This window comes from Streptomyces griseoruber (assembly GCF_001514205.1).
Lineage (GTDB): Bacteria > Actinomycetota > Actinomycetes > Streptomycetales > Streptomycetaceae > Streptomyces > Streptomyces griseoruber.
Genome location: NZ_KQ948765.1, coordinates 308,283 through 329,476, shown reverse-complemented (window position 1 = coordinate 329,476; position 21,194 = coordinate 308,283). Strand labels below are relative to the sequence as shown.

General features: G+C 72.9%; 25 protein-coding genes. 10 read left to right on the top strand and 15 right to left on the bottom strand.

What is annotated here, in order from left to right:
• Positions 1-18 precede the first annotated feature (18 nt).
• Positions 19-1,437, top strand: a complete 1,419-nt coding sequence (locus AQJ64_RS09770) for a dihydrolipoyl dehydrogenase family protein (RefSeq protein ID WP_055636002.1) — start codon at positions 19-21, stop codon at positions 1,435-1,437.
• A 1-nt stretch (position 1,438) separates the two neighbouring features.
• On the opposite strand, the gene AQJ64_RS09765 is transcribed toward AQJ64_RS09770, so the two are convergent.
• Positions 1,439-2,083, bottom strand: coding sequence for a peptide deformylase (locus AQJ64_RS09765; protein WP_055636000.1), 645 nt, complete (start codon positions 2,081-2,083; stop codon positions 1,439-1,441).
• A 132-nt stretch (positions 2,084-2,215) separates the two neighbouring features.
• Here AQJ64_RS09765 and AQJ64_RS09760 point away from each other — a divergent pair, with 132 nt between their 5' ends.
• The gene (locus AQJ64_RS09760; RefSeq protein WP_055636001.1) at positions 2,216-3,625 is read left to right on the top strand and encodes a PepSY-associated TM helix domain-containing protein; all 1,410 of its coding nucleotides are present in this window, start codon (positions 2,216-2,218) and stop codon (positions 3,623-3,625) included.
• A 70-nt stretch (positions 3,626-3,695) separates the two neighbouring features.
• Here the strand turns inward: AQJ64_RS09760 and AQJ64_RS09755 are convergent, their stop codons facing one another.
• From AQJ64_RS09755 to AQJ64_RS09745, 3 genes are all read right to left on the bottom strand, one after another.
• Complete coding sequence (locus tag AQJ64_RS09755) at positions 3,696-4,073, bottom strand: tetratricopeptide repeat protein (protein ID WP_059202613.1); 378 nt, start codon at positions 4,071-4,073, stop codon at positions 3,696-3,698.
• Between the two features lie 56 nt (positions 4,074-4,129).
• Positions 4,130-4,606 (bottom strand): MarR family winged helix-turn-helix transcriptional regulator, encoded by a 477-nt coding sequence (locus AQJ64_RS09750; RefSeq protein WP_059202566.1) that lies wholly within the window; start codon positions 4,604-4,606, stop codon positions 4,130-4,132.
• 115 nt (positions 4,607-4,721) lie between these two features.
• Positions 4,722-5,249 (bottom strand): MarR family winged helix-turn-helix transcriptional regulator, encoded by a 528-nt coding sequence (locus AQJ64_RS09745; RefSeq protein WP_055638914.1) that lies wholly within the window; start codon positions 5,247-5,249, stop codon positions 4,722-4,724.
• Between the two features lie 39 nt (positions 5,250-5,288).
• Between AQJ64_RS09745 and AQJ64_RS09740 the strand changes: the two genes are divergently transcribed.
• A complete protein-coding gene (locus AQJ64_RS09740) occupies positions 5,289-6,320 on the top strand; it encodes an EamA family transporter (protein WP_079061560.1) in 1,032 nt (343 codons plus the stop codon).
• On the opposite strand, the gene AQJ64_RS09735 is transcribed toward AQJ64_RS09740, so the two are convergent.
• Genes AQJ64_RS09735 through AQJ64_RS09725 form a run of 3 tightly spaced genes read right to left on the bottom strand, consistent with a single transcriptional unit; the run spans position 6,248 to position 8,210 of the window.
• Complete coding sequence (locus tag AQJ64_RS09735; protein WP_059202565.1) at positions 6,248-7,213, bottom strand: pirin family protein; 966 nt, start codon at positions 7,211-7,213, stop codon at positions 6,248-6,250. The two genes, AQJ64_RS09740 and AQJ64_RS09735, sit on opposite strands and share 73 nt — an antisense overlap.
• A 53-nt stretch (positions 7,214-7,266) precedes the next feature.
• Complete coding sequence (locus tag AQJ64_RS09730) at positions 7,267-7,755, bottom strand: hypothetical protein (protein ID WP_240512510.1); 489 nt, start codon at positions 7,753-7,755, stop codon at positions 7,267-7,269.
• Positions 7,752-8,210 (bottom strand): ATP-binding protein, encoded by a 459-nt coding sequence (locus AQJ64_RS09725; protein ID WP_055632490.1) that lies wholly within the window; start codon positions 8,208-8,210, stop codon positions 7,752-7,754. The genes AQJ64_RS09730 and AQJ64_RS09725 overlap by 4 nt, the downstream gene beginning before the upstream one ends.
• A gap of 152 nt (positions 8,211-8,362) precedes the next feature.
• Here AQJ64_RS09725 and AQJ64_RS09720 point away from each other — a divergent pair, with 152 nt between their 5' ends.
• Together AQJ64_RS09720 and AQJ64_RS09715 are read left to right on the top strand one after the other, a co-directional pair.
• Positions 8,363-8,584 (top strand): DUF397 domain-containing protein, encoded by a 222-nt coding sequence (locus AQJ64_RS09720; RefSeq protein ID WP_055632489.1) that lies wholly within the window; start codon positions 8,363-8,365, stop codon positions 8,582-8,584.
• A 124-nt stretch (positions 8,585-8,708) separates the two neighbouring features.
• Positions 8,709-9,623 carry a helix-turn-helix domain-containing protein gene (locus AQJ64_RS09715; RefSeq protein ID WP_055632488.1) on the top strand — a complete coding sequence of 305 codons (915 nt, stop codon included), beginning with the start codon at positions 8,709-8,711 and terminating at the stop codon, positions 9,621-9,623.
• A 19-nt stretch (positions 9,624-9,642) separates the two neighbouring features.
• Here AQJ64_RS09715 and AQJ64_RS09710 read toward each other — a convergent pair whose 3' ends face one another.
• Positions 9,643-10,461 (bottom strand): SAM-dependent methyltransferase, encoded by an 819-nt coding sequence (locus AQJ64_RS09710; RefSeq protein WP_055632487.1) that lies wholly within the window; start codon positions 10,459-10,461, stop codon positions 9,643-9,645.
• A gap of 175 nt (positions 10,462-10,636) precedes the next feature.
• On the opposite strand from AQJ64_RS09710, the gene AQJ64_RS09705 reads away from it, so the two are divergent.
• The 3 genes from AQJ64_RS09705 to AQJ64_RS09695 all read left to right on the top strand — a co-directional run bounded on the left by AQJ64_RS09705 (position 10,637) and on the right by AQJ64_RS09695 (position 12,798).
• Entirely contained in the window at positions 10,637-11,326 is a 690-nt protein-coding gene (locus tag AQJ64_RS09705; RefSeq protein WP_055632486.1) for a helix-turn-helix transcriptional regulator, read from the top strand.
• Complete coding sequence (locus AQJ64_RS09700) at positions 11,323-12,300, top strand: threo-3-hydroxy-L-aspartate ammonia-lyase (protein ID WP_059202564.1); 978 nt, start codon at positions 11,323-11,325, stop codon at positions 12,298-12,300. Before AQJ64_RS09705 ends, AQJ64_RS09700 begins: the two co-directional genes overlap by 4 nt.
• 138 nt (positions 12,301-12,438) lie before the next feature.
• Positions 12,439-12,798, top strand: a complete 360-nt coding sequence (locus AQJ64_RS09695) for a cupin domain-containing protein (RefSeq protein ID WP_059202612.1) — start codon at positions 12,439-12,441, stop codon at positions 12,796-12,798.
• Between the two features lie 200 nt (positions 12,799-12,998).
• Here AQJ64_RS09695 and AQJ64_RS09690 read toward each other — a convergent pair whose 3' ends face one another.
• On the bottom strand, positions 12,999-13,565 hold the full coding sequence (locus tag AQJ64_RS09690; RefSeq protein ID WP_055634861.1) for a TetR/AcrR family transcriptional regulator: 567 nt from the start codon (positions 13,563-13,565) through the stop codon (positions 12,999-13,001).
• A 119-nt stretch (positions 13,566-13,684) separates the two neighbouring features.
• Here AQJ64_RS09690 and AQJ64_RS09685 point away from each other — a divergent pair, with 119 nt between their 5' ends.
• Positions 13,685-14,593 (top strand): SDR family oxidoreductase, encoded by a 909-nt coding sequence (locus AQJ64_RS09685; protein ID WP_055634862.1) that lies wholly within the window; start codon positions 13,685-13,687, stop codon positions 14,591-14,593.
• Between the two features lie 15 nt (positions 14,594-14,608).
• Here AQJ64_RS09685 and AQJ64_RS09680 read toward each other — a convergent pair whose 3' ends face one another.
• Both AQJ64_RS09680 and AQJ64_RS09675 read right to left on the bottom strand, forming a co-directional pair.
• The gene (locus AQJ64_RS09680; RefSeq protein WP_055634863.1) at positions 14,609-15,961 is read right to left on the bottom strand and encodes a vWA domain-containing protein; all 1,353 of its coding nucleotides are present in this window, start codon (positions 15,959-15,961) and stop codon (positions 14,609-14,611) included.
• Positions 15,958-16,815: an AAA family ATPase gene (locus AQJ64_RS09675; RefSeq protein ID WP_055634870.1), complete on the bottom strand. Its 858-nt coding sequence runs from the start codon at positions 16,813-16,815 to the stop codon at positions 15,958-15,960. The genes AQJ64_RS09680 and AQJ64_RS09675 overlap by 4 nt, the downstream gene beginning before the upstream one ends.
• A 106-nt stretch (positions 16,816-16,921) precedes the next feature.
• On the opposite strand from AQJ64_RS09675, the gene AQJ64_RS09670 reads away from it, so the two are divergent.
• Entirely contained in the window at positions 16,922-17,494 is a 573-nt protein-coding gene (locus AQJ64_RS09670) for a hypothetical protein (protein ID WP_055634864.1), read from the top strand.
• Here the strand turns inward: AQJ64_RS09670 and AQJ64_RS09665 are convergent.
• From AQJ64_RS09665 to AQJ64_RS09650, 4 genes are read right to left on the bottom strand one after another with little or no spacing between them, the layout of a single operon-like run.
• Entirely contained in the window at positions 17,485-18,210 is a 726-nt protein-coding gene (locus AQJ64_RS09665) for a hypothetical protein (RefSeq protein WP_055634865.1), read from the bottom strand. The two genes, AQJ64_RS09670 and AQJ64_RS09665, sit on opposite strands and share 10 nt — an antisense overlap.
• A gap of 55 nt (positions 18,211-18,265) precedes the next feature.
• Positions 18,266-18,895 (bottom strand): LutC/YkgG family protein, encoded by a 630-nt coding sequence (locus AQJ64_RS09660; protein WP_055634866.1) that lies wholly within the window; start codon positions 18,893-18,895, stop codon positions 18,266-18,268.
• Positions 18,892-20,379: a LutB/LldF family L-lactate oxidation iron-sulfur protein gene (locus AQJ64_RS09655; RefSeq protein WP_055634867.1), complete on the bottom strand. Its 1,488-nt coding sequence runs from the start codon at positions 20,377-20,379 to the stop codon at positions 18,892-18,894. The genes AQJ64_RS09660 and AQJ64_RS09655 overlap by 4 nt, the downstream gene beginning before the upstream one ends.
• Entirely contained in the window at positions 20,376-21,131 is a 756-nt protein-coding gene (locus AQJ64_RS09650; protein WP_055634868.1) for a (Fe-S)-binding protein, read from the bottom strand. The genes AQJ64_RS09655 and AQJ64_RS09650 overlap by 4 nt, the downstream gene beginning before the upstream one ends.
• Positions 21,132-21,194: the final 63 nt, after the last annotated feature.

The window sequence follows — 21,194 nt, the reverse complement described above, 5'->3', positions numbered from 1 at the left end:
ACCCACCAGACTGACCCCATGACGGAATCGGAAACCATCGCCTACGACGTCGTGGTGCTCGGGGCCGGGCCCGTGGGGGAGAACGTGGCCGACCGCACCCGCGCGGCCGGCCTCACCACCGCGGTCGTGGAGAGCGAGCTGATCGGCGGCGAGTGCTCGTACTGGGCCTGCATGCCCAGCAAGGCCCTGCTGCGCCCGGTCATCGCCCGGGCCGACGCCCGCCGGCTGCCCGGCCTGCGCCAGGCCGTCCAGGGCCCGCTGGACGCGGACGCTGTCTTCGCCCGCCGCAACTGGTTCACCGGCGACTGGACGGACGACGGCCAGGCCGACTGGCTCGCCGGCATCGGCGCCGATCTGTACCGGGGCCACGGCAGACTGGCCGGCCCGCGCACGGTGACCGTCGGGGACCGGACGCTCACCGCCCGGCACGCCGTGGTCGTCTCCACCGGCACCCGCGCCGTCCTGCCGCCGCTGCCCGGCCTCGCCGAGGTACGGCCCTGGACCAGCCGCGAGGCCACCAGCTCCCAGACCGTGCCCGGCCGGCTCGTCGTGGTCGGCGGCGGGGTCGTCGCCACCGAGATGGCCACCGCCTACCAGGCCCTCGGCTCCCGGGTCACCGTCCTGGTGCGCGGCAAGGGCCTGCTGAACCGCATGGAGCCCTTCGCCGGCGAACTCGTCGCCGAGGCGCTCACCGAGGCCGGCGCGGACGTCCGGACCGGGACGTCGGTGGAGTCGGTGACCCGCGCGGACGGCACCGTCACGGTCGTCACCGGCGCCGGCGACCGGATCGAGGCCGACGAGATCCTCTTCGCCACCGGCCGCGCCCCGCGCACCGACGACATCGGCCTCGACACCATCGGCCTGGAACCCGGCTCCTGGCTCACCGTCGACGACAGCCTGCGCGTCACCGGCACCGACTGGCTGTACGCGACCGGCGACGTCAACCACCGCGCCCTGCTCACCCACCAGGGCAAGTACCAGGCCCGGATCGCGGGCGCCGCGATCGCCGCGCGCGCCGCCGGCACCCTTCTGGACGGCGCCGACCCGTGGAGCGCGCACGCCGCGACGGCCGACCACGAGACCGTCCCCCAGGTCGTCTTCGCCGACCCGGAGGCGGCCGCGGTCGGCCTCTCGCTCGCCGAGGCCGAACAGGCCGGGTACCGGGTGCGCGCCGTCGACGTCGACATGTCCTCGGTGTCCGGGGCGGGCCTGTACGGCGAGGGCTACAAAGGCCGCGCCCGGATGGTCGTCGACCTGGAGGAGGAGATCCTGCGCGGGGTCACCTTCGTCGGCGCGGGCGTCGGCGAACTGATCCACTCCGCCACGATCGCCGTCGCCGGCCGCGTCCCCGTCTCCCGCCTGTGGCACGCGGTCCCGTCCTACCCGACCCTCAGTGAGGTCTGGCTGCGCCTGCTGGAGGCGTTCCGGGACAACTGATCTACGGCAGCTCGAAGTTCAGGGCCCTGGCCGCCTCCGACGGAGTCGGCTGGGCCCACCGCTCCAGCACCGCCTGGTTGGCGGACAGCGAGCGCGGTTCGGCCCGGTCGAGGTACAGGATGCCGTCGAGGTGGTCCGTCTCGTGCTGGACGATCCGGGCGGGCCATCCGCCGAACACCTCGTCCAGCGGCCGCCCGTGCTCGTCCTCGCCGGTCAGCCGCACCTCGGCGGCCCGGGTCACCACCGCCTGGTAGCCGGGCACGCTCAGACAGCCCTCGAAGAACGCGGCACGGGCCGGACCGACCGGCTCGTACGCCGGGTTGACCAGGACCCGGAACGGCAGCGGCACCCGGCCGCGGGTCACCCGCACCTCCTCCGGTACCGGCGCCGGGTCCTCGATCACCGCGATCCGCAGCCCCACGCCGACCTGCGGCGCGGCCAGCCCGACACCGGGTGCCGCGTGCATCGTGACGCGCAACGCCTCGACGAACCGGGCCAGAAGGGCCGGGCCGAGCTGACCGTCGTAGCGCTCGGTGCCGGCGCGCAGGACCGGGTCGCCGGCCGCGACGATCGGCAACGGGCCGCCGGGGGCGAGGAGTTCCTCGATGCGGTCGGCAAGGGGCGTACGGGGACTGGGAGCTGCCATCGGGCCAGCATGACACGAGCGACGCCCGTGTGACGCAGGTCACGAGAACTCGCGGGAACTCGGCCTGTGCGCGATCCGACTACTGGACCGTCCCGGCTCAACACGTCCCCCCGACCCCGGAGTAGCCCGCCGATGACCACCGCTCCCTCGACGACCACGGACGAGGCCCCCGAGGCAGCCCCGGCCCCGGCGTCCAAGTCCCCGGGCCTGTGGGCCCCGTTGCGCCCCCTGGTCCTGCGCCTGCACTTCTACGCGGGTGTCCTCGTCGCGCCGTTCCTGCTGGTCGCCGCCGTCACCGGCCTCCTGTACGCGGGCTCGTTCCAGGCCGAGAAGCTCCTCTACGCGCACGAGATGACCGTGCCCGTCGGCGACACCGAGCTGCCGATATCCGAGCAGGTGGCCGCCGCCCGCAAGGCCCACCCCGAAGGCACCGTCTCGGCCGTGCGGCCCTCCCCGCAGGACGACGGCACCACCCGCGTGATGCTCTCCGGCGTCGAGGGAGTCGACCCCGAGCACACCCTCGCCGTCTTCGTCGACCCGTACACCGCCAAGGTGCGCGGCGCGCTGGAGCAGTACGGCTCGACGGGCGCCCTGCCGGTGCGCACCTGGATCTCCGGGCTCCACCGCAACCTCCACCTCGGCGAAACCGGCCGTCTCTACAGCGAGTTCGCCGCGAGCTGGCTCTGGGTGATCGCGGCCGGCGGCATCGCGCTGTGGTTCTCCCGCCGCCGCGCGCTGCGCAAGGTCCGCGGCACCAGCGGCCGTCGCCGCACCCTCGGACTGCACGGCACGGTCGGCGTCTGGGCCGCCGCGGGGTTCTTCTTCCTGTCCGCGACCGGACTGACCTGGTCCACCTACGCCGGCGCCAACATCGACGAGCTGCGCACCTCCCTCAAGCAGGCCACCCCGTCCGTCTCGGCCGCGGTGAGCGGCGGCGGCGAGCACGCCGGCCATGAAGCGGCCTCCGGTTCGGGCGGCGACGGCGAGCACGGCGTCGGCCTGGACAAGGTCCTCGCCGCCGCGCGCGCCGAGGGGCTGGGCGACCCCGTCGAGATCGTCCCGCCCGCCGACGCCTCCTCGGCGTACATCGTGAAGCAGGTGCAGCGCAGCTGGCCCGAGAAGCAGGACGCCGTCGCGATCGACCCGGCGACCGGCGAGGTCACCGACACCGTGCGGTTCGCCGACTACCCGGTGCTCGCCAAGCTGACCCGCTGGGGCATCGACCTGCACACCGGCACCCTGTTCGGGCTGGTCAACCAGATCGCGCTGATGCTGCTCGCGCTCTCCCTGATCCTGCTGATCGTGTGGGGCTACCGCATGTGGTGGCAGCGCGGCCGCGGTTCCGCCTTCGGCCGCCCGATCCCGCGCGGAGCCTGGGCGCAGGTCCCGCCGTACGTCCTGGTCCCGCTGATGGCGGCGGTCGCCGTGCTCGGCTACTTCGTCCCGCTCCTCGGCATCCCGCTCGCCGGGTTCCTGGTGGTGGACGTCATCCTCGGCGAGCTGGCCCACCGACGGCAGACGAAGGCGACGGCGCAGGCCTGAGCCCATGCGCGCACGGGAGCGGCCCGGCGGTGAGGTCCACCGCCGGGCCGCTCCCGTGTCCTGGGCCGGATCAGTCCGTTGGGAAGTCGCCGGCCAGCGCCGAGGCGATCCGCAGATGCGGTTCCGCCTCCGTGTGCCGCCCCTGCCGCTCCAGGGTGCGGCCCAGCATCAGCCGGGCGTAGTGCTCCACCGGGTCGCGCTCCACGATCAGCCGCAACTCGTTCTCGGCGCGGCGCAGTTGGGCCGAGTGGTAGTAGGCGCGGGCCAGCAGCAGCCGCGGTCCGGTCTGCTCCGGCACCTCGTCGACCAGCGGCGCCAGCACCCGCGCCGCGGCGGTGTAGTCCCGTGCGTCGAAGAACAGCTGCGCGCGCTCCCAGCGCTCGGCCGGGGTCCCGTGGGCGTAGTACGCGGACTCGCTCGTCGCGTCGTACCCCGTGCCGTATGTCATGTTCACTCGTGACCTCCTTCGAGGCCGTCAACCGGGGGTAGTGGTTGAATATTCCACTACCCTTCGGTGCCGGGTTCGCCCGGTCCGAGCGGTACGTCGAGCAGCAGCGCGAGTTCCTCGCCGAACGCCCGCGTCCGCTCGCCGTCCAGCCCGCCGAGCGGCTCCAGCAACTGCTCCAGCAGCCCCTGTACGACCTTGACGGCCTCCAGGGTGACCTCCTCGCCCCGCCCGGTGAGCGCCAGTTGCACCGCGCGCGGATCGCGGGGGTCCCGGGTCCGCTCGATCAGGCCGGCGGACTCCAGGGCGCGGGCGAGCTTCGAGACGTAGAGCGGCTCGAGACCGGTGTGGTCGGCGAGCCGGCGCTGGCTGGGGCGTTCGCCGGCGCGCTGCATGCCGTACAGCGACGACACCAGGGAGTACTGCGCGTGGGTGAGCCCGAGCGGGGCGGTCGCCCGGTCCACCGCCACCCGCCACTTCGTCGACAGCCGCCACACCAGGAAGCCGGGCGTGGCCCGTTCGGAACCCTTGCTCATGGCCGATAGATTACTTGGCTACTATCCGCCCGCCCCTCGCCCCTCGCCCCCCGCCACGGCCCCGTCCGCCCGGAACTGACCCGTCCGCCCGGAACTGACCCGTGCGCGGATCCCGTCACCCGGCTCCGGCGGCGCCCGGGTGCTCCATCCGGCCCAGCCACGCGGTGAGCAGTGCTTCGAGCGACGCGGCCTCGGCGGGCGTCAGCAGGTCCAGCAGCCGGCCTTCGTTGTGCATGTGGTCGGTGAAGGCCCGGTCGATCAGTTCGCGGCCGGGCCCGGTGAGGGCGACGATCCGGCCGCGCTGGTCGTCGGCGGAACGGCGGCGGGTGACGAGCCCGGCCCGCTCCAGCCGGTCGATCCGCTTCGTCATCGCGCCGGTGGTGACCATGGTGTGCGCGGCGAGCTCACCGGGCGCCCGCTCATACGGCTCCCCGGCGCGGCGCAGCGCGCACAGCACGTCGAATTCCCCCTCGCCGAGGCCGTAGCGGCCGTAGACGAGGCAGAGTTCCTCCGTGAGCCGGCCGGCCAGCCGGTGCAGCCGGCCGATCACTCCCTGGGGGCTCACGTCCACGTCGGGGCGCTCCCGGCGCCAGTCGGCCTGGATGCGGGCCACGCGGTCCAGCGGTTCACCGGTCTGCTCCATGCGCCCATATTAGCTTCCCGGGAAGCTATATTGGCTTCCATGGAAGCCAATGTGCGCCGGGTGGCCCTGACGGCTCTGACCGCGGTCGCGCCGGTGGCCTGGGGCGCCAACTACTTCGTCACGCACGAGTTCCTGCCCGCCGACCGCCCGCTCTGGGGAGCCGCCCTGCGGGCGCTGCCCGCCGGGCTGGTCCTGCTGGCCGTGTGCCGACGCCGGCCGCACGCCGCGTGGTGGTGGCGTTCCGCCGTGCTCGGGCTGCTCAACATGAGCGTGTTCTTCGTCCTCGTCTACACCGCTTCCCAGCTCCTTGCGACGAGCGTCGCCTCGACGGTGATGGCACTGTCCCCGCTCACGATGATGCTCATCGCCTGGCCCCTGGTGTCCGAGCGGCCCCGGGCCACGCACCTGGCCGGCGCCGCGACCGGACTGGTCGGGGTCTGCCTCATGCTGCTCACGGGGGCGGAGGCGGTGAGCGTGCCGGGGATCCTCGCCTCGGCCGCCGCCCTGCTGGTGTCGTCCTTCGGCCACATCCTCGCCAAACGCTGGAGCGCCGGCACGGACGTGCTCGCGTCGACGGCCTGGCAGCTCACGGCCGGAGGCCTCTTCCTGCTCCCGGCCGCGGCAGCGGTGGAGGGCCCTCCACCCGCCGCCTCCACCCCGACCCTCCTCGCCTTCGCGTACGTCTCCCTCATCGCCACGGCCCTGGCCTTCGTCGCCTGGTTCACGGGTCTACGGCACCTGCCCGCGGGCACGGTCGGCCTGATCGGCCTGCTCAACCCGGTGACCGGCGTACTGCTCGGCACGGCGATCGCCGGCGAGGCCCTGACCGTCCAGCAACTGGCCGGCCTCGCCCTGGTCCTGTCCGGTGTCACCCTGGGCCGCCCCCGACGCACGCCCCGGCCTTCCGTCGACCGGACTGCGCCTGCGGAGGACCCCGCCCCGTCCGGACCGGACAGGGGTGGCACGGGTCCTTCGGTGGTCGCTCCCCTTCGCCCGGGTCAGCGCACCCTCCCCCGTGGCTTCAGGGGAGTCGGGGGCAGGTCGGGGGCGGGGAGGGGGGATCCGTCGTAGCCGTGCACCTCGCCGAAGCGGGTGCCGTGGGTCCAGTCCTGTCGGGCCTGTTCGATCTCCTCCTGGGTGCGGGCGACGAAGTTCCACCACATGATCAGCTCCTCCTCGAAGGGCTCGCCGCCGAGGAGCATCAGGGCCGCGTCGGAGGCGGCGCGCAGGGGGAGTTCGGTGCGGCCGCAGCCGAGGTAGAGGAGGGAGCCCGGGAGGACCGGGACGCCGTCGACGTGGACCTCGCCGGACATCGACAGGACGCCGTACTCGAAGTCGGGGACGAGCGGCAGGCGTACGTCCGTGCCGTGGGCGAGGGCGAGGTCCGCGCCCACGATCGGGGTGTACGTCGTCCCGGGGGAGCGGGAGCCGTCGAGTTCGCCGAGGACGAGGGTGGCCGTGAGGCCGGGGGCGGTGACCGTGGGCAGCGCGGCGTGGTGTTCGAAGTGGGGCTCGGTGTGGCGGTGGGCGTCGGGGAGGGCCACCCAGAGCTGGGCGCCGTGGAGGAAGCGCGCGTGGGTCCTCGGGCTCTCCTCGGAGTGGCTGATGGCGCGCCCCGAGGTCATGAGCCCGAGTTCCCTGGGGCGGATGGTCCGCAGGCTGCCCGTGGAGTCGCGGTGCAGCACCTCGCCCTCGTGCAGCCAGCTGACGGTCTGGAGCCCCATGTGCGGGTGCGGCGGCACCTGCATACCGGGTTCGTCGGCGATGTCGTCGGGCCCGTAGTGGTCGACGAAGGCCCAGGCGCCGATCATGCGCCGGCCGAGGTTCGGCAGCAGCCGGCGTACCTCGGTCGACTCGCCGAGCTTCACCTTGCGGGGGCTCAGCAGCTCGCGGACGGGTTCGGCGACGACGAATCCACGCCCGCCGCACACGCTCGGCACGGGCGCGCGGTCAAGGTTGCTCATGCGGTCAACCTAGCGGCCGGGTACCCCGGACGGGCCGACTCGCCGCCTGTTCTTCAGTCGTTCAGCGTCGCCGCGAGCTCCCGGCCGGCCTCGGCGATCTCGCTGTCCCGGTCCGTGAGGAGGTCCTCCAGGAGGCCGCGTTGGGCCCGGACGGCGTGGCGGGCCTCGCGTTCCCAGGCCACGTGGTTGTCCGGGTGGCGCAGCAGCTTGGGGTAGGCGGCGGCCGTGGTCTCCCACTGGCGGGCGTCGGCGATGCTCTTCAGCAGACGCAGTATCGCCACCCGGCAGGTGACCTGCGGGAGCCGCGCGAGTTCCCAGAGGAACGGCACCGTGGCCGCGGTCGCCTGGTCCACCACGAAGCCGTACCGGCAGATACGGCGGCGCAGTTGCCCGAGCGCGCTCTGGGCGGTCTCGGCGTCGCCGCGGGCGACGGTGGTGAGCAGGGCGGGGATGCCGGCGGCGGATCCGGTGGTGTCCTGGATCTCGGGCCAGGGCACATGTCCCAGGTCCTTGAGGGGCGGGGTTCTCTTCGTGGCGGTCATGTCATGGAGGTGCGGGTCGGCAGCATGGCCCAGACGGTCTTGCCCACCGGGGAGCGGCGGGTCCAGCCCCAGTGCTCCGAGAGGGCTTCGACGATGTGCAGTCCGCGGCCGTGCTCCAGCAGGTCGTCGCCTGGGTGCGGGTAGAGGGGCGGGCTGTCGCTGGGGTCGGTGACGGCGCACATCAGGTGCGAGCGGCGCAGGGTGAGTCTGAGCCGTACGTCGAAGTGATCCGTCGGGAGGTGCGGCAGGCCGTGCAGGACGGCGTTGGAGGCGAGTTCGGTGACGACGGTGAGCGCGTCGTCCGTGCGGTGGTCCAGGGACCAGCCGCCGAGCGTGCGGCGGGTGAAGTCCCGTGCCTCGACGAATCCCTCCCGGTCGCCCCCGAGGTGCAGGCTTGCGGTGCTGGACGAGTCGAGGACGGACTCGTGGCTCCGGAACTGCGCAGGTGATGACACGGGGCATCTCCCTGAGGCGAGGTCAGGACGGGTTGCCGGAAGTGCGGTTGACGGCATGGTTATTATCCACGCTGACGATGTCCTCGTGCAATTTCACGGGAAATTGCGCGTACGAAGCGAGGAGAGTTGCCGTGTCGTCAGAAACCGGATCGGTGTCGAACGGAGTACGGGCGAGCTCGCTGGGCGTCCGCTGGATCAAGAGCAGTCACAGCAACGCGGAGGGCAACTGCGTCGAGGTCGCGGCGCTGGACGGGGGTGGCGTGGCGATGCGCAACTCCCGGGACCCCGACGGCCCGGCCCTGGTCTACACGCCGGCCGAGGTGGCGGCGTTCCTGGCGGGGGCGAAGGACGGGGAGTTCGACCACCTGCTGTGAACGCGTCCGGCGGGAGGGTGCCGTCGGACCCGGCACCCTCTTCAATTCCCGTGCTCCATACGGTCGTAGGCCGTCCGATGCGATACTGGGGTCTGTCGTCTGCCGGTCCGTGGGGAGTCACAGCATGTCTGCCGAGTCGCCTCGAGTCTCCCGCCTCGAACCGTATCTGAACCGCGCGGAGCCCGCCCCGACCTTGCTCAAAATGCTGGTCGGGGTTCAGCTCACGGGTATGCGGGAGGACGCCGGGCTCGCCCAGGACCAGGCCGCGCGTGCGGTGCGGTTCAGCCCGGCGAAGCTGTCGCGCATCGAGGCGGGCAAGGGGCGCCGCCCTCCGACGGAGGGCGACGTCCGCGCGCTGCTGACGCTGTACGGCGCCGAGGAGCACGAGGCCTCGGTGCTGCTGGAACTGCTGCGGCAGGCGGGGGAGCCCGGCTGGTGGCAGCGGTACGACAAACGGCTGATGCCCGAGTGGTTCGATCGGCTGGTCGGACTTCAGGAGGCGGCCACCGCGATCCGTACCTTCGAGATCCAGTACGTGCCGGGTCTGCTCCAGACCCCCGCCTACACCCGGGCCGTCGTGGAGCGCGGACTGCCCTCGGCCTCGCCGCGGGAGGTGGAGCGCCGGGTGGAGCTGCGCACCCGGCGGACCGAGCTGCTGCACCGCGCCGACGCCCCGCGGGTGTGGGCGATCCTCGACGAGTCGGTGCTGCTGCGGGTGCTCGGCAGCCGCGAGGTGATGCGGGAGCAGCTCGCCCATCTCGTGGAGCTGGCCCGGCTGCCCCATGTCACCGTGCAGGTCGTCCCGTTGGACGTCACGCACGCCTCGGCGCCGGCCATTCCCGTCACGTATCTGCGGTTCGGCGGCGCCGATCTGCCCGACATCGTCTATCTGGAGCAGATCAGGAGCGCCACCTTCCTGGAGGACCGGGACGAGACGGAGGAGTACCGGGTCGCCCTGGACCGGCTGGCCGACCAGGCGCTCCAGCCGCGCGAGTCGCTCAGGATGCTCGAAGGGACCATCCGGCAGCGTTACGCCTGACGGCCGGGCCGGGGCCCGGTCAGCCCAGGCGTCCCACGCCGCCGAACTCGATCCACTCCTGGGTGAGTTGGCGGGGTGCGACCTCGGTGTCGGGCCGCCAGGTGGAGACCTCCACCAGCCCCGGTTCGAGGATCTGGAGCCCCTCGAACCACCCGGCGACGTCCTTCTGCTCCCGCACCCGGCCCCAGTGCCCCTGGGTGGCCTTGTCCATGAAGTCCGTCACGAACTCCCGTACCGCGGGGTCCTCGCTGACCAGCTGACACATCACCAGATAGCTTCCGGGGGCCAGGCGTTCGGCCACCCGGCGGACCACGGCGGGCGGGCCGTCGGTCTCGCTGTCGGGGATGCAGTGGAAGACCGAGTTGAACAGCACGGCCACCGGCCGGGAGAAGTCGATCAGCCGCTCCGTGTCGGGGTGGGCGAAGATGGCCTCGGTCTCGCGCATGTCGGCGTGGATCACGGTGGTGCGCTCGTCCTGCTCCAGCAGGGCGCGGCCGTGCACGAGGACCATCGGGTCGTTGTCGACGTAGACGACGTGGGCCGTCGGGTCGATCCGCTGGGCGACCTGGTGGACGTTGTCCTGGGTGGGCAGGCCTGAGCCGTGGTCCAGGAACTGCCGGATGCCGTACTCCTGCGTCAGGGTCTTCACGACCCGCTGGAGGAAGCGGCGGTTGTTCAGCGCGAGGACGCGGGTGCTCGGGACGACCTTGTCGAGCTCGGCGCAGGCGGCCCGGTCGGCCGCGTAGTTGTCCTTGCCGCCGAGATAGTGGTCGTACATGCGCGCGGCTGTCGGGACCGTGGCGTCGATCTCCGTGGACAGAGGCTTCCCGGACTGCATGTCTTTTCCCCCAGCTCCCGGCCGTGGCCGCGTCGTCGCGGTCGGTAACACATCCTAGGGAAACGGTGATTGGCGACGCCACCCCTTGATCGACCGGTCGCCCGGCGGGAGTGGGCGCACCAAGCCGGACTTGGACCGGTGATCCAGTGGCTGGACGTATGGTCTAATCGTGGGTATGGGATCCAGGGAGAGGGAAGCGGAGCGGGACGCGATCCTGCGGGCGCTCGCCCCCGTCGTGGACGGGATCGCGGCCACCTTCGGGCCGGTGTGCGAGGCCGTCCTGCACGACTACCGACGGCCGGAGAAGTCCGTGGTCGCCGTCGCCGGGTCGGTGACCGGGCGGACGGTCGGCGGGGCGATGAGTGAGATCGGCCTGCGCGTCCTGGCCCGCGGCGACGAGGCCCGCGGCGAGCTGAACTACGTCACCCGCACCGGCACCGGCAGACGGGTGAAGTCGTCCACGATGGTGCTGCGCGACTCCACCGGCGCGGTGTTCGGCGCCCTCTGCGTCAACGTGGACGTCACCGAGGTCGACCGCGTCCAGGGTCTGCTTGCCGCGCTCGCGGGCACCGCCGCCGCCGGACCGTCCCAGGCCCCGGTGACCACCTTCGGCGACGACATCGACTCCGTCGTGGACGCCCTGCTCGACGAGCATCTGCGGCGCCAGGACCAGACCTGGCCCGGCCTCGACCGGACCCGCCGCCTGGCACTCTTCCGCGGCCTGGACGAACGGGGCGTCTTCGCCGTACGCCGAGCCGTCGAACAGGTCGCCGCCCGCCTCGGCATCTCCCGCGCCTCCGCCTACCACTATCTGGCGCAGGCGAGGGCCACGCCCACCGACTCTTCCGAGGGAGCCCCTCCGTGACCACCGCACCCCCGCCGATCACCCTCGACGACGTCCGTGACGCGGCCGCCGGGCTGAAGGGGGTCGCCCGACGCACCCCCGTGCTGCGCTCGCGCACCCTGGACGCGGCCGTCGGTGCCGAGGTGTTCCTGAAGTGCGAGAACTTCCAGCGGGTCGGCGCCTTCAAGTTCCGTGGCGCCTACCACGCGGCCTCCCGGCTGACCCCCGGACAGCTCGCCCGGGGCATCGCCGCCTACTCCTCCGGCAACCACGCCCAGGCCGTCGCCCTGGCCGCCCGGGAACTGGGCACCACCGCGGTGATCGTGATGCCCGAGGACGCCCCGCGCTCCAAACGGGCGGCCACGGAGGGCTACGGCGCCGAGATCGTGACGTACGACCGCTACACCGGCGACCGGGAGGCCGTCGCCCAGGCCCTGGCCGCCGAGCGGGGCCTCGCCCTGATCCCGCCCTACGACCATCCGCACGTCATGGCGGGCCAGGGCACCGCCGCGCTCGAACTCCTCGACGAGGTAGGGGAGTTGGACTCTCTCCTCGCCCCGGTCGGCGGGGGTGGGCTGATCGCCGGCAGCGCCACCGCGGCGAAGGGGCTGCGGCCCGGCATCCGGATCGTCGGCGTCGAACCGGAGGCCGGGGACGACACCAGGCGCTCCCTGGAGGCCGGCCGGCGGATCGCGATCCCGGTGCCGCGCACCATCGCCGACGGCCAGGCGCTGTCCACGCCCGGGGAGCTGACCTTCTCGGTGAACCGGCGCCTCGTGGACGAGATCGCCCTCGTCTCCGACGAAGAGATCCGCGCCGCCATGCGCTTCGCCTTCGAGCGTCTGAAGATCGTCGTGGAGCCGAGCGGGGCCACCCCGCTGGCCGCCCTGCTCGCGGGCCGGGCCGGCGCGCCGGGCCGCCGTGTCGGGGTGATCGTCTCCGGCGGCAACATCGACACCGGCCGCTTCGCCGAGCTGTGCGCGGGCGGTGCCTGACGCCCGGTCCGCCGAATGGCGTACCCCGGTGGCGGGGCGGACGATGGAGGTGTGGGGTGCGGCCCCCACCGGTGACGTCCCGGGCCGCCGGGGAGACCGGCCCCGGCCGTGGTGCAGCGCGGCCGGAAGGAGGACGCCATGCTGGAAGTGAAGACACTCGACAAGCCGGACGAGCGGCGCGACTTCCCCCGGGGCCACCTGGAGGCCGTCCACATGAGCGGGCTCGACTTCGCCATGGCGACGTTCGAGCCCGGATGGCGCTGGACGGAGTCGGTGGCACCGCTGGCGGGCACCGAGACCTGCCAGATCCACCACAACGGCTATGTGGTCAGCGGACGGATGCACATCACCATGGACGAGGGCGGCGAGACCGAGGTGGGCCCCGGCGACGTCTTCGTGATCTCACCCGGACACGACGCCTGGGTCGTGGGGGACGAGCAGTGCGTGGTCTACGACTTCGCGGGGGCGATGGCCAAGGAGTACGCGAAGGCCGACTAGTGCCGCGCCAGGCAACGTTTGCCCGTCAAGGAGCGGCGTCCGGTGCGGCGAGAGTGCGTGCCGGGCGTCGCGACGGGGCGAACGTCGCCTGCAGCGGCACCAGCGACCCGAGTCGGAGATCTGTCGTCGGAGCAGGGCCGGAGGACCTGGGCGCGTCGCCGTGCGACGGCCCGGCTCCGGCCCTGAGGCCTGCTCCCCGGTCACCGGCTCCCCGCCGTCACGGCTTTGAGTTCGGTCAGTGACGCGTGCAGCAGGTCGGCCAGTTCGCGGTGTTCGGCGGGGGCGATCCAGCGTTCGTAGCCGATCTTGAAGACGGCGATCCCGGCCTCGGCGGCGAGGGCCGCGGTGGGGTCCGCGACGCCTCGGGCGTGCAGGGCCTCGGTCACGGCGGCGGAGAGCGTGGCGAGTTTGATCAGTTCGCGTTCCTGGAGTTCCGGGTGCGAGCCGACGACGGACTGCCGCTGCCGGGCGGTCTCGCGCCCCGGGAACACCGCCGCGACCGCCTCCAGCCCCGCCGCCACGACGTCGATCGGCGCGTCGGACGCGGGCGCCTCGGCGACCGCCGTCGCGAACACCTTCCGCAGCACGTCCGAACCGCCGAACAACACCTCGCGCTTGTCGGCGTAGTGCCGGAAGTAGGTGCGCTCGGTGAGCCCGGCCCGCCGGGCGATCTCCGCCACCGTGGTCTGTTCGTATCCGCGCTCGCCGAACAGTTCCAGCGCGGCCCGCGCCAGGCGCTCCCGTGTGTTCGGCTCCCATCTGCCCATGGCCGGATCCTACGCGATGACAGTCCCTGACATCAGTGCTAGCGTCGATGACGACAGTCACTGACATCACTCGATGCCGCCCGACGGCATTCGACTCACTAGTCGTCCGAGGTACTCCCATGCGCATCTTCGTCACCGGCGCTTCCGGCTGGCTCGGTTCCGCCCTCGTCCCCGATCTCCTCGACGCGGGACACCAGGTCACCGGCCTCGCCCGCTCCGACACCTCCGCCGCCGCGCTCTCTGGCGCCGGGGCCGCCGTGGTGCGGGGCACCATCGACGACCTCGACGTCCTCGGCACGGCCGCCGCCGCGTCGGACGGCGTGGTCCATCTCGCCTTCAAGCACGACATCGCCTTCACCGGCGACTTCGCGGGCGCCGCGCGGGCCGACCGCCGGGCGGTCGACACCCTCGTCGACGCGCTGGCGGGCAGCGGGCGTCCCCTGGCCGTCGCGGGCGGGTTCATGGGCTTCCCCCCGGGGCGCCCCGCGACCGAGCGGGACATGCCGACGGCCGACGACTCGGCGCTGTCCGGCCGCGCCGCCACCGCCGCCGCGGTGCTGGACGCGGCCGCGCGGGGTGTGCGCTCGTCGGTGGTACGGCTCTCGCCGACCTGCCACGGCGACGGGGACGCCGGGTTCATGGCGTCCCTCGTCGCCCTCGCCCGCACCAAGGGCGTCTCCGGCTACCTCGGCGACGGCGCCAACCGCTGGCCCGCCGTCCACCGCCTCGACGCGGCCCGGCTGTTCCGGCTGGCGGTGGAGCGCGCGCCGGCCGCGACCGTGCTGCACGGCGTCGCCGACGAGGGCGTCGAGATCCGCGCCGTGGCGGAGGTGATAGGCCGCCATCTGGACGTCCCGACGGCCCCGATCGCCCCCGAGGACGCCCCGGCCCACTTCACCTGGCTGGCCGGCCTCATCGGCCAGGACCTCCCCGCCTCCAGCGCCCTCACCCGCGAACTCCTCGACTGGCGCCCCCTGCGGCCGGGACTCCTGGAGGACCTGGAGAAGGGGCACTACTTCCGCGCATGAGCCGGTGAGCAGAGCTCAGATCGGGAGCAACCGCCCCACCAGTGCGCCGAGTTGGTGCGCGTTGCGGCACTCGTGCATCGCGACCAGCCCGGCGTACTCGGGGGCGGCCGAGTCGCCCGTGCCCCACAGCGGGCGGGGCTCCGGGTTCAACCAGTACAGACGGCGGGCCCGGGCGGAGATCTCCCGGAGGGCCGCCAGGTTCGGGTCGCTCATGTTCGTGCGCGCGTCCCCCAGCACGAACACCGTCGTGCGCGGGCCCACGGCGGCGCCGTACCGCTGCGCGAACTCGCCCAGCGCGACGCCGTAGTCACTGCTGCCGTGATAGCCCGTCAGCCGCGCCTCGGCCCGGATCCGGGAGCCCAGCCCCTCGGGATCGGCCCGGCCGTGCTCGAGCAGCCCCGTGACCTCGTCGATCCGGTTGACGAAGGCGAACACCCGCACCTTGCTGAACTGGTCGTGCAGCGCCTGCACCAGCAGCATCGTGAAGTCGGAGAAGCCGGACACCGAGCCCGACACATCGCACAGCAGGACCAGTTCGGGACGGGCCGGCCGTCGGCGGCGCAGCACCGGCCGCATCGGCACCCCGCCCGTGGACAGCGAGCCGCGCAGAGTGCGGCGCAGATCGATCGTGCCGCGCGTGGCACGGCGGCGGCGCGCGGCCAGCCGGGTGGCCAGCTTGCGCGCCAACGGCTGTACGGTCCGCCGCAGTTCGGCCAGCCGGTCGCGCCCCGCGTACAGGAAGTCCACCCGGTCCGCGGTCGGCGCCACCGCCCGCCGCGCGATCTCGTCCCGGCCCCGCCGCTCCGCCACCCGGCGCCGGGCCTCCGCCGCCACCAGCCCCCGGAACTCCTCGATGCGCCGCCGGATCTCGTCCTCCAGCAGCCGCCCCGCGAAACCGGATCCGCCGCCCTGCCGCCGCATCTCGTCCCGGACCCGGGCCAGCAGCGTCTGCGGGCGCAGCCGGTCCAGGGTCTGGTACGACGACCAGCCGTCAGCCCCCGGAGAACTCCCGTATCCGCCCAGCCCGTCGACCGCCTCGATCGCCAACTGGCCGAGCAGGGCACGGTCGCCGGCGGCCAGGGCGTCCGCGAGCCGGTCGCGCAGGGAGTCCCGGTCGCCGGGATCGCCCGCGGGCGCGCCGACGCCGTAGGGGAAGTACAGGTCGAAGACCGTGTCGAACAGCCGCCGTTGGTCCGGTGTGTGCAGCAGGGTGGCGGCCAGCCCTTCGCGCAGCAGCCCCCGGTCGGCGAACCCGAGCGCGGCCACCGCCTCGGCCGCGTCCACGGTCTCGCCGGTGCCGATCCGGACGCCGTGCGCGCGCAGCGCGGCCACGAACCCGGTCAGCCGCTCGGCGGCGTCGCCGCTCACACGGCGTCCAGGTCGAGCTTCGCCCCGGCCTTCAGGATGTCGTCCTGGTGCTTGAGGATCACGCCCAGACTGTCGCGTACCACGGTCTCGTCCAGGGTGGTGGCGCCCAGCGCGAGCAGGGTGCGCGCCCAGTCGATGGTCTCGGCGACGGACGGCACCTTGCGCAGGTCCATCGCGCGCAGCGCGGCCACCACCCGGACCACCGACTCGGTGAGCGCCGTGTCCAGACCGGGCACCTTCAGCCGGACGATCCGCCGCTCCAGCTCCTCGTCGGGGAAGCCGAGGTGCAGGAAGAGACAGCGGCGGCGCAGTGCCTCCGACAGCTCGCGGGTGGCGTTGGAGGTGAGGACGACGAACGGCCGGCGGCTCGCGGTGATCGTGCCCAGCTCCGGGACGGTGACCTGGAAGTCGCTGAGCACCTCCAGCAGCAGCCCCTCCACCTCGACGTCGGCCTTGTCGGTCTCGTCGATCAGCAGCACCGTCGGCTCGTCGCCGCGGATCGCGGTCAGCAGCGGGCGGGGGAGCAGGAACTCCTCGCTGAAGATGTCGGTGCGGGTCTCGTCCCAGGTCTCGTCGCGGCCCGCGCTGATGCGCAGCAGCTGCTTGGCGTGGTTCCACTCGTACAGCGCGCGGGACTCGTCCACGCCCTCGTAGCACTGGAGCCGTACCAGCCGCGCCCCGGCCACCTGGGCGACGGCCTTGGCGAGTTCCGTCTTGCCGACCCCGGCCGGGCCCTCCACGAGCAGCGGCTTGCCGAGCCGGTCGGCGAGGAACACGGTCGTGGCGACCGCGGGAGCGGCAAGATAGCCGGTCTCGGCGAGTCGGGCGGAGACGTCGTCGACGGACGTGAACAACGGGCCCTCCGGGGATCGGTCGAGGACGGACAGGTCCGAGCACATATCTAAGCGCTTGTTCACCCACCTTGTCGATGTTGTCGGTGGCGCCGGATACCTTGTGCCCATGGGGATGTATCTCGTGAGCGTCACTCCGGAGGACTGGTCGGTTCCCGGTGAGGACGGCTACGGCGATGTCGCCTCCGCCCTGGCCGAGCGGCTGGCGTGGCGCGGCCTGCCGCCGTACCGGCCGGGCCGGCCGCCGGAGCCGGGCCGGTTCGCGGAGAAGACGAGCCCGCCGATGGACGGCTTCGACGCGCTGTGCCGGGCCCGTCTGACCCCCGAGGAGCGGCACACCCTCCTCGGCTGGTCGTTCCTGGTCCCCTGCACGCTGGAGGAGCCCGTCCTGCTGCCGCTGGAGAACACCCACGACACCGAGACCCTGGTCGTCGGAGCGCCCTGCGTCCTCGCCCTCGCCGAGCGGCTCGCCGCCGCCCTGCGTCTGCCGCTCGACCTGGTACCGGAGCCCTCCGGCCCGCACGCACTCGGCGCCTGGTTCCTGGACGGTGACGCGGAGAAGGCCGCCGCGACCCGCCCCGGCCCCTGGGCCGACGGCCTCGACACCGCGTTCTTCACGGCGCTGTATCTGCGCGCCGCCCAGTACGCGCTGCGCCACCGCTGCCCGATGACCTACTCCTGAGCGGGCTCCACCAGGAACACCGTCAGCCACTCCGCGTCCGCCGCGTGATAGCCCAGCCCGACCAGGGCCTCCGAGGCCGCCCGCATGTGCTCGGCGCCGTAGACCACGGCGACCGTGAACGGCCCGGTGCGGCTCGTGTACGCCTGGTGGAACTCGGTGAGCACGCGCACGAGCAGCCGGTCGCGGCGGCGCATCACCAGGTCGTCCAGGCCGGGCATACCGTCCGCCACCGCCTGCTCGGTGTCGCTCACCAGATCCTCGGTGGCCATGTGCCGGGCCAGATAGCGGCGGGTGCCGAACATGCGCATGCCCGCGCTGATCGCCGGCACCAGCGTGGCGATCAGCAGGCGCTCGCGCAGCGGCAGCCGCCGGAAGCCGGACTCGAACTCCCCGCCCGACATGTCCGGGCACACCACCGGCACCCCGAGCGCCCGGTAGTCGATGTCCTGGACGACCAGCCCCAGCCGCTCGTTGTACTCCAGCTGCTCGTACGACGCGACCAGGGCCTCCGCGCCGGGGGAGCGCGTCTTGCGGCCGACGCCCTCGGCGAGCACCAGGTCGCAGCGGCGCAGCCGGTCCGCCACCTCCCGGTAGAAGGCCGGCTCCCCGAGGTGGATCATCGGGAAGAGCAGGAAGGACAGGCCCGTTCCGGGTCCGGTGAACCGGATCACGGCGGAGCGCACCCCGGCCAGGCCGGTCACCTCGATGAACTGCATGGGAGCCCCCTGGGTCCGCGCACGGCACCAGGCCCATACCCGCGTGGGGCCCCGCTCAGCCGACCAGGATCACCTCGAGGGTGCGCGGACCGTGCACGCCCTCCACCCGGTCCAGTTCGATGTCGCTCGTCGCCGAGGGGCCGGAGATCCAGGTCAACGGCCGCGCGGGGTCCAGCCGTTCGAGGGCCTGCGGCACGGACGACACGACCTGCCCCGGCACCCGCACCACGCACACATGGTGGTCCGGGACGAGGGTGATCCGGCGCCGTCCCTGGTCCGGCCCGCCGTCCAGCACGATCGTCCCGGTCTCGGCGATCGCCACCGCGCAGGCCGTGACCACGCTGTCGACCCGGTCCAGCTCGTACGGGGTGCTCCGGGCGGTGTCCTCGACCCGGTCGGCCTCGGTCGCCGACAGCCACGCCGCGTCCAGCCCCGGCGGCACGATCACCGACTTCGCCCCGCGCTCGGCCAGCAACCGGCCGATCACGGACGGCAGTTCGTCCTGCGAGCAGCGGTGCACGAGCGCCCGGTAGTCGGCCAGGTTCTCCGCGAGCAGCTCCACCGTCTCCTCGGCGCCGCGGTCTCCGTGCACGCGCAGATAGCCGCGCTCGACCGGCTTGTCGTCCTCGGGCGCGTCGGCCAGTGCGCGCCGCACCCGTCCCAGGATCCGTTCCCTGCTGTTCACTTCGCGCTCCCTTCGCCGGTGTTCCCGCCGTTCGTCCGCTGCCACCAGTCACGGAAGGGTTCCGCCGGTACGGCCGGCAGGTCCCGGCTGGCGCTCCACGCCTTCCCCGGTCCGGGGAGCGTACGAGGGTGCAGCCGGCGCGTCCGGGAGGCGAGCCGCTGCCCGGTGCGCAGGGCGCCGGGGCGGGCGAACGCCCAGCGCGCCGCCCGCATGGCCGCCCGCTCGGCGGCGTGCCCCTTGGCGGGCTTCAGCACCACCCGGTTGCCGTCCCGGACCACCGGCCCGCCCTCGACGACCCGCTCCCGCAGATGCACCAGCACCTCGGGGATGTCGATGGCGACCGGGCACACCTCGTAGCAGGCACCGCACAGTGAGGAGGCGTACGGCAGCGAGGCGTCGATCTCGCTCTGCGTGCCCCGCAGCTGGGGACTGAGGATGGCGCCGATCGGGCCCGGGTAGACCGAGCCGTAGGCGTGTCCGCCGGCCCGCTCGTAGACCGGGCAGACGTTCAGACAGGCCGAGCAGCGGATGCAGCGCAGGGCCTGGCGGCCGACCTCGTCGGCGAGGGTGTCGGTGCGGCCGTTGTCCAGCAGCACCAGATGGAAGGTCCTCGGTCCGTCGCCGTCCGTCGTACCCGTCCAGGTCGAGGTGTACGGGTTCATGCGCTCGGCGGTCGAGGAGCGGGGCAGGGTCTGGAGGAACACCTCCAGGTCCCGCCAGGTCGGCACGATCTTCTCGATGCCCACGACGGAGATCAGGGTCTCGGGCAGGGTCAGGCACATCCGCCCGTTGCCCTCGGACTCCACGACCACCAGGGTGCCCGTCTCGGCGACCATGAAGTTGGCGCCGGAGACGCCCACCCTGGCCCGCAGGAACTTCTCCCGCAGATGCAGCCGGGCCGCCTCCGCCAGCTCGGCGGGCGTGTCGGTGAGCCCCTCGGGTGCCGCGCGCCCCCACTCGCCCATCTCCTGGCGGAAGATGTCCCGGATCTCGCCCCGGTTGCGGTGGATGGCCGGGACGAGGATGTGCGAGGGCCGGTCCTTGCCCAGCTGCACGATCAGCTCGGCGAGATCGGTCTCGTAGGCGTGGATGCCCTCCTCGAGGAGGGCCTCGTTCAGCCCGATCTCCTGGGTGGCCATGGACTTGACCTTCACGACCTCCGACTCGCCGGTCTCCTTGACGAGTCGGGCGACGATCCGGTTGGCCTCCTCGGCGTCGGCCGCCCAGTGCACGGTCCCGCCCGCCGCCGTGACCGACTCCTCCAGCTGCACGAGATAGCGGTCGAGATGACGGAGCGTATGGTCCTTGATCCGCTTGCCGGCCTCCCGCAGCTCGGCCCAGTCGGACACCTCGGCGACCGCCTTGGCCCGCTTGGCGCGGATGGTGTGGGTGGCGTGCCGCAGATTGCCCCGCAGGGTCGCGTCGGCGACGGCCTCCCGGGCAGCCTGCGGAAACGCGGGCATGCCCACGAACGTCCCGTTCATACGGCCGGTTCCTCCTCCGTGCTCGCCAGGATCTCCGCGATGTGCACCGGACGGATGCCCGCCTTCAGCCGGGTCATGGTCCCGCCGATGTGCATCAGACACGAGTTGTCGGCCGCGCACAGCACCTCGGCCCCCGTCGAGGCGGCGTTGCGCACCTTGTCCGCGCCCATCGCCGCCGAGACGTCGGCGTTCTTCAGCGCGAACGTGCCGCCGAAGCCGCAGCACTCCTCCGCGCCCGGCAGCTCCACCAGTTCGAGGCCCCGGACCGCCTGAAGCAGCCGCCTCGGCCGGTCCCCGAGCCCGAGTCCGCGCAGCCCGTGACAGGTCGGGTGGTAGGTCACCGTGTGCGGGTAGTAGGCGCCGACGTCCGTCACCCCGAGCACGTCCACCAGGAACTCGGTCAGCTCGTACGTCTTCGGGACCACCGGCGCCAGGGTGGCCGCGAGACCCCCGCCGCGCCCCTCCGCCCGCGCCCGCTCGCCCATCCGCGGATACAGCTCCCGCACCATCGCCCCGCACGACCCCGACGGCGTGACGATCGCCTCGTACTCCCCGAAGACATCGGAGAAATGCCGGGCGAGCGGCTCGGCCTCATGGCGGTAGCCGGTGTTGTAGTGAGCCTGTCCGCAGCAGGTCTGAGCCATCGGGAAGTCGACCTCGACACCCAGCCTGGTCAGCAGTTTCACCACAGACCGGCCGGTTTCCGGATAGAGCGTGTCGTTGACACAGGTCAGGAACAGGGCGACACGCATCGCGGCTCCTTGGGGGTTGGTCATCGGATGAGTGCAGAGTAGTCCGGCACAGGGCCGCTGGGG

Excerpts from the sequence above, each read along its gene's own strand:
- AQJ64_RS09770 (WP_055636002.1), top strand. The coding sequence starts at position 19 with ATGACGGAATCGGAAACCATCGCCTACGACGTCGTGGTGCTCGGGGCC.
- AQJ64_RS09765 (WP_055636000.1), bottom strand. The coding sequence starts at position 2,083 with ATGGCAGCTCCCAGTCCCCGTACGCCCCTTGCCGACCGCATCGAGGAA.
- AQJ64_RS09760 (WP_055636001.1), top strand. The coding sequence starts at position 2,216 with ATGACCACCGCTCCCTCGACGACCACGGACGAGGCCCCCGAGGCAGCC.
- AQJ64_RS09755 (WP_059202613.1), bottom strand. The coding sequence starts at position 4,073 with ATGACATACGGCACGGGGTACGACGCGACGAGCGAGTCCGCGTACTAC.
- AQJ64_RS09750 (WP_059202566.1), bottom strand. The coding sequence starts at position 4,606 with ATGAGCAAGGGTTCCGAACGGGCCACGCCCGGCTTCCTGGTGTGGCGG.
- AQJ64_RS09745 (WP_055638914.1), bottom strand. The coding sequence starts at position 5,249 with ATGGAGCAGACCGGTGAACCGCTGGACCGCGTGGCCCGCATCCAGGCC.
- AQJ64_RS09740 (WP_079061560.1), top strand. The coding sequence starts at position 5,289 with ATGGAAGCCAATGTGCGCCGGGTGGCCCTGACGGCTCTGACCGCGGTC.
- AQJ64_RS09735 (WP_059202565.1), bottom strand. The coding sequence starts at position 7,213 with ATGAGCAACCTTGACCGCGCGCCCGTGCCGAGCGTGTGCGGCGGGCGT.
- AQJ64_RS09730 (WP_240512510.1), bottom strand. The coding sequence starts at position 7,755 with ATGACCGCCACGAAGAGAACCCCGCCCCTCAAGGACCTGGGACATGTG.
- AQJ64_RS09715 (WP_055632488.1), top strand. The coding sequence starts at position 8,709 with ATGTCTGCCGAGTCGCCTCGAGTCTCCCGCCTCGAACCGTATCTGAAC.
- AQJ64_RS09710 (WP_055632487.1), bottom strand. The coding sequence starts at position 10,461 with ATGCAGTCCGGGAAGCCTCTGTCCACGGAGATCGACGCCACGGTCCCG.
- AQJ64_RS09705 (WP_055632486.1), top strand. The coding sequence starts at position 10,637 with ATGGGATCCAGGGAGAGGGAAGCGGAGCGGGACGCGATCCTGCGGGCG.
- AQJ64_RS09695 (WP_059202612.1), top strand. The coding sequence starts at position 12,439 with ATGCTGGAAGTGAAGACACTCGACAAGCCGGACGAGCGGCGCGACTTC.
- AQJ64_RS09690 (WP_055634861.1), bottom strand. The coding sequence starts at position 13,565 with ATGGGCAGATGGGAGCCGAACACACGGGAGCGCCTGGCGCGGGCCGCG.
- AQJ64_RS09685 (WP_055634862.1), top strand. The coding sequence starts at position 13,685 with ATGCGCATCTTCGTCACCGGCGCTTCCGGCTGGCTCGGTTCCGCCCTC.
- AQJ64_RS09670 (WP_055634864.1), top strand. The coding sequence starts at position 16,922 with ATGGGGATGTATCTCGTGAGCGTCACTCCGGAGGACTGGTCGGTTCCC.
- AQJ64_RS09665 (WP_055634865.1), bottom strand. The coding sequence starts at position 18,210 with ATGCAGTTCATCGAGGTGACCGGCCTGGCCGGGGTGCGCTCCGCCGTG.
- AQJ64_RS09655 (WP_055634867.1), bottom strand. The coding sequence starts at position 20,379 with ATGAACGGGACGTTCGTGGGCATGCCCGCGTTTCCGCAGGCTGCCCGG.
- AQJ64_RS09650 (WP_055634868.1), bottom strand. The coding sequence starts at position 21,131 with ATGCGTGTCGCCCTGTTCCTGACCTGTGTCAACGACACGCTCTATCCG.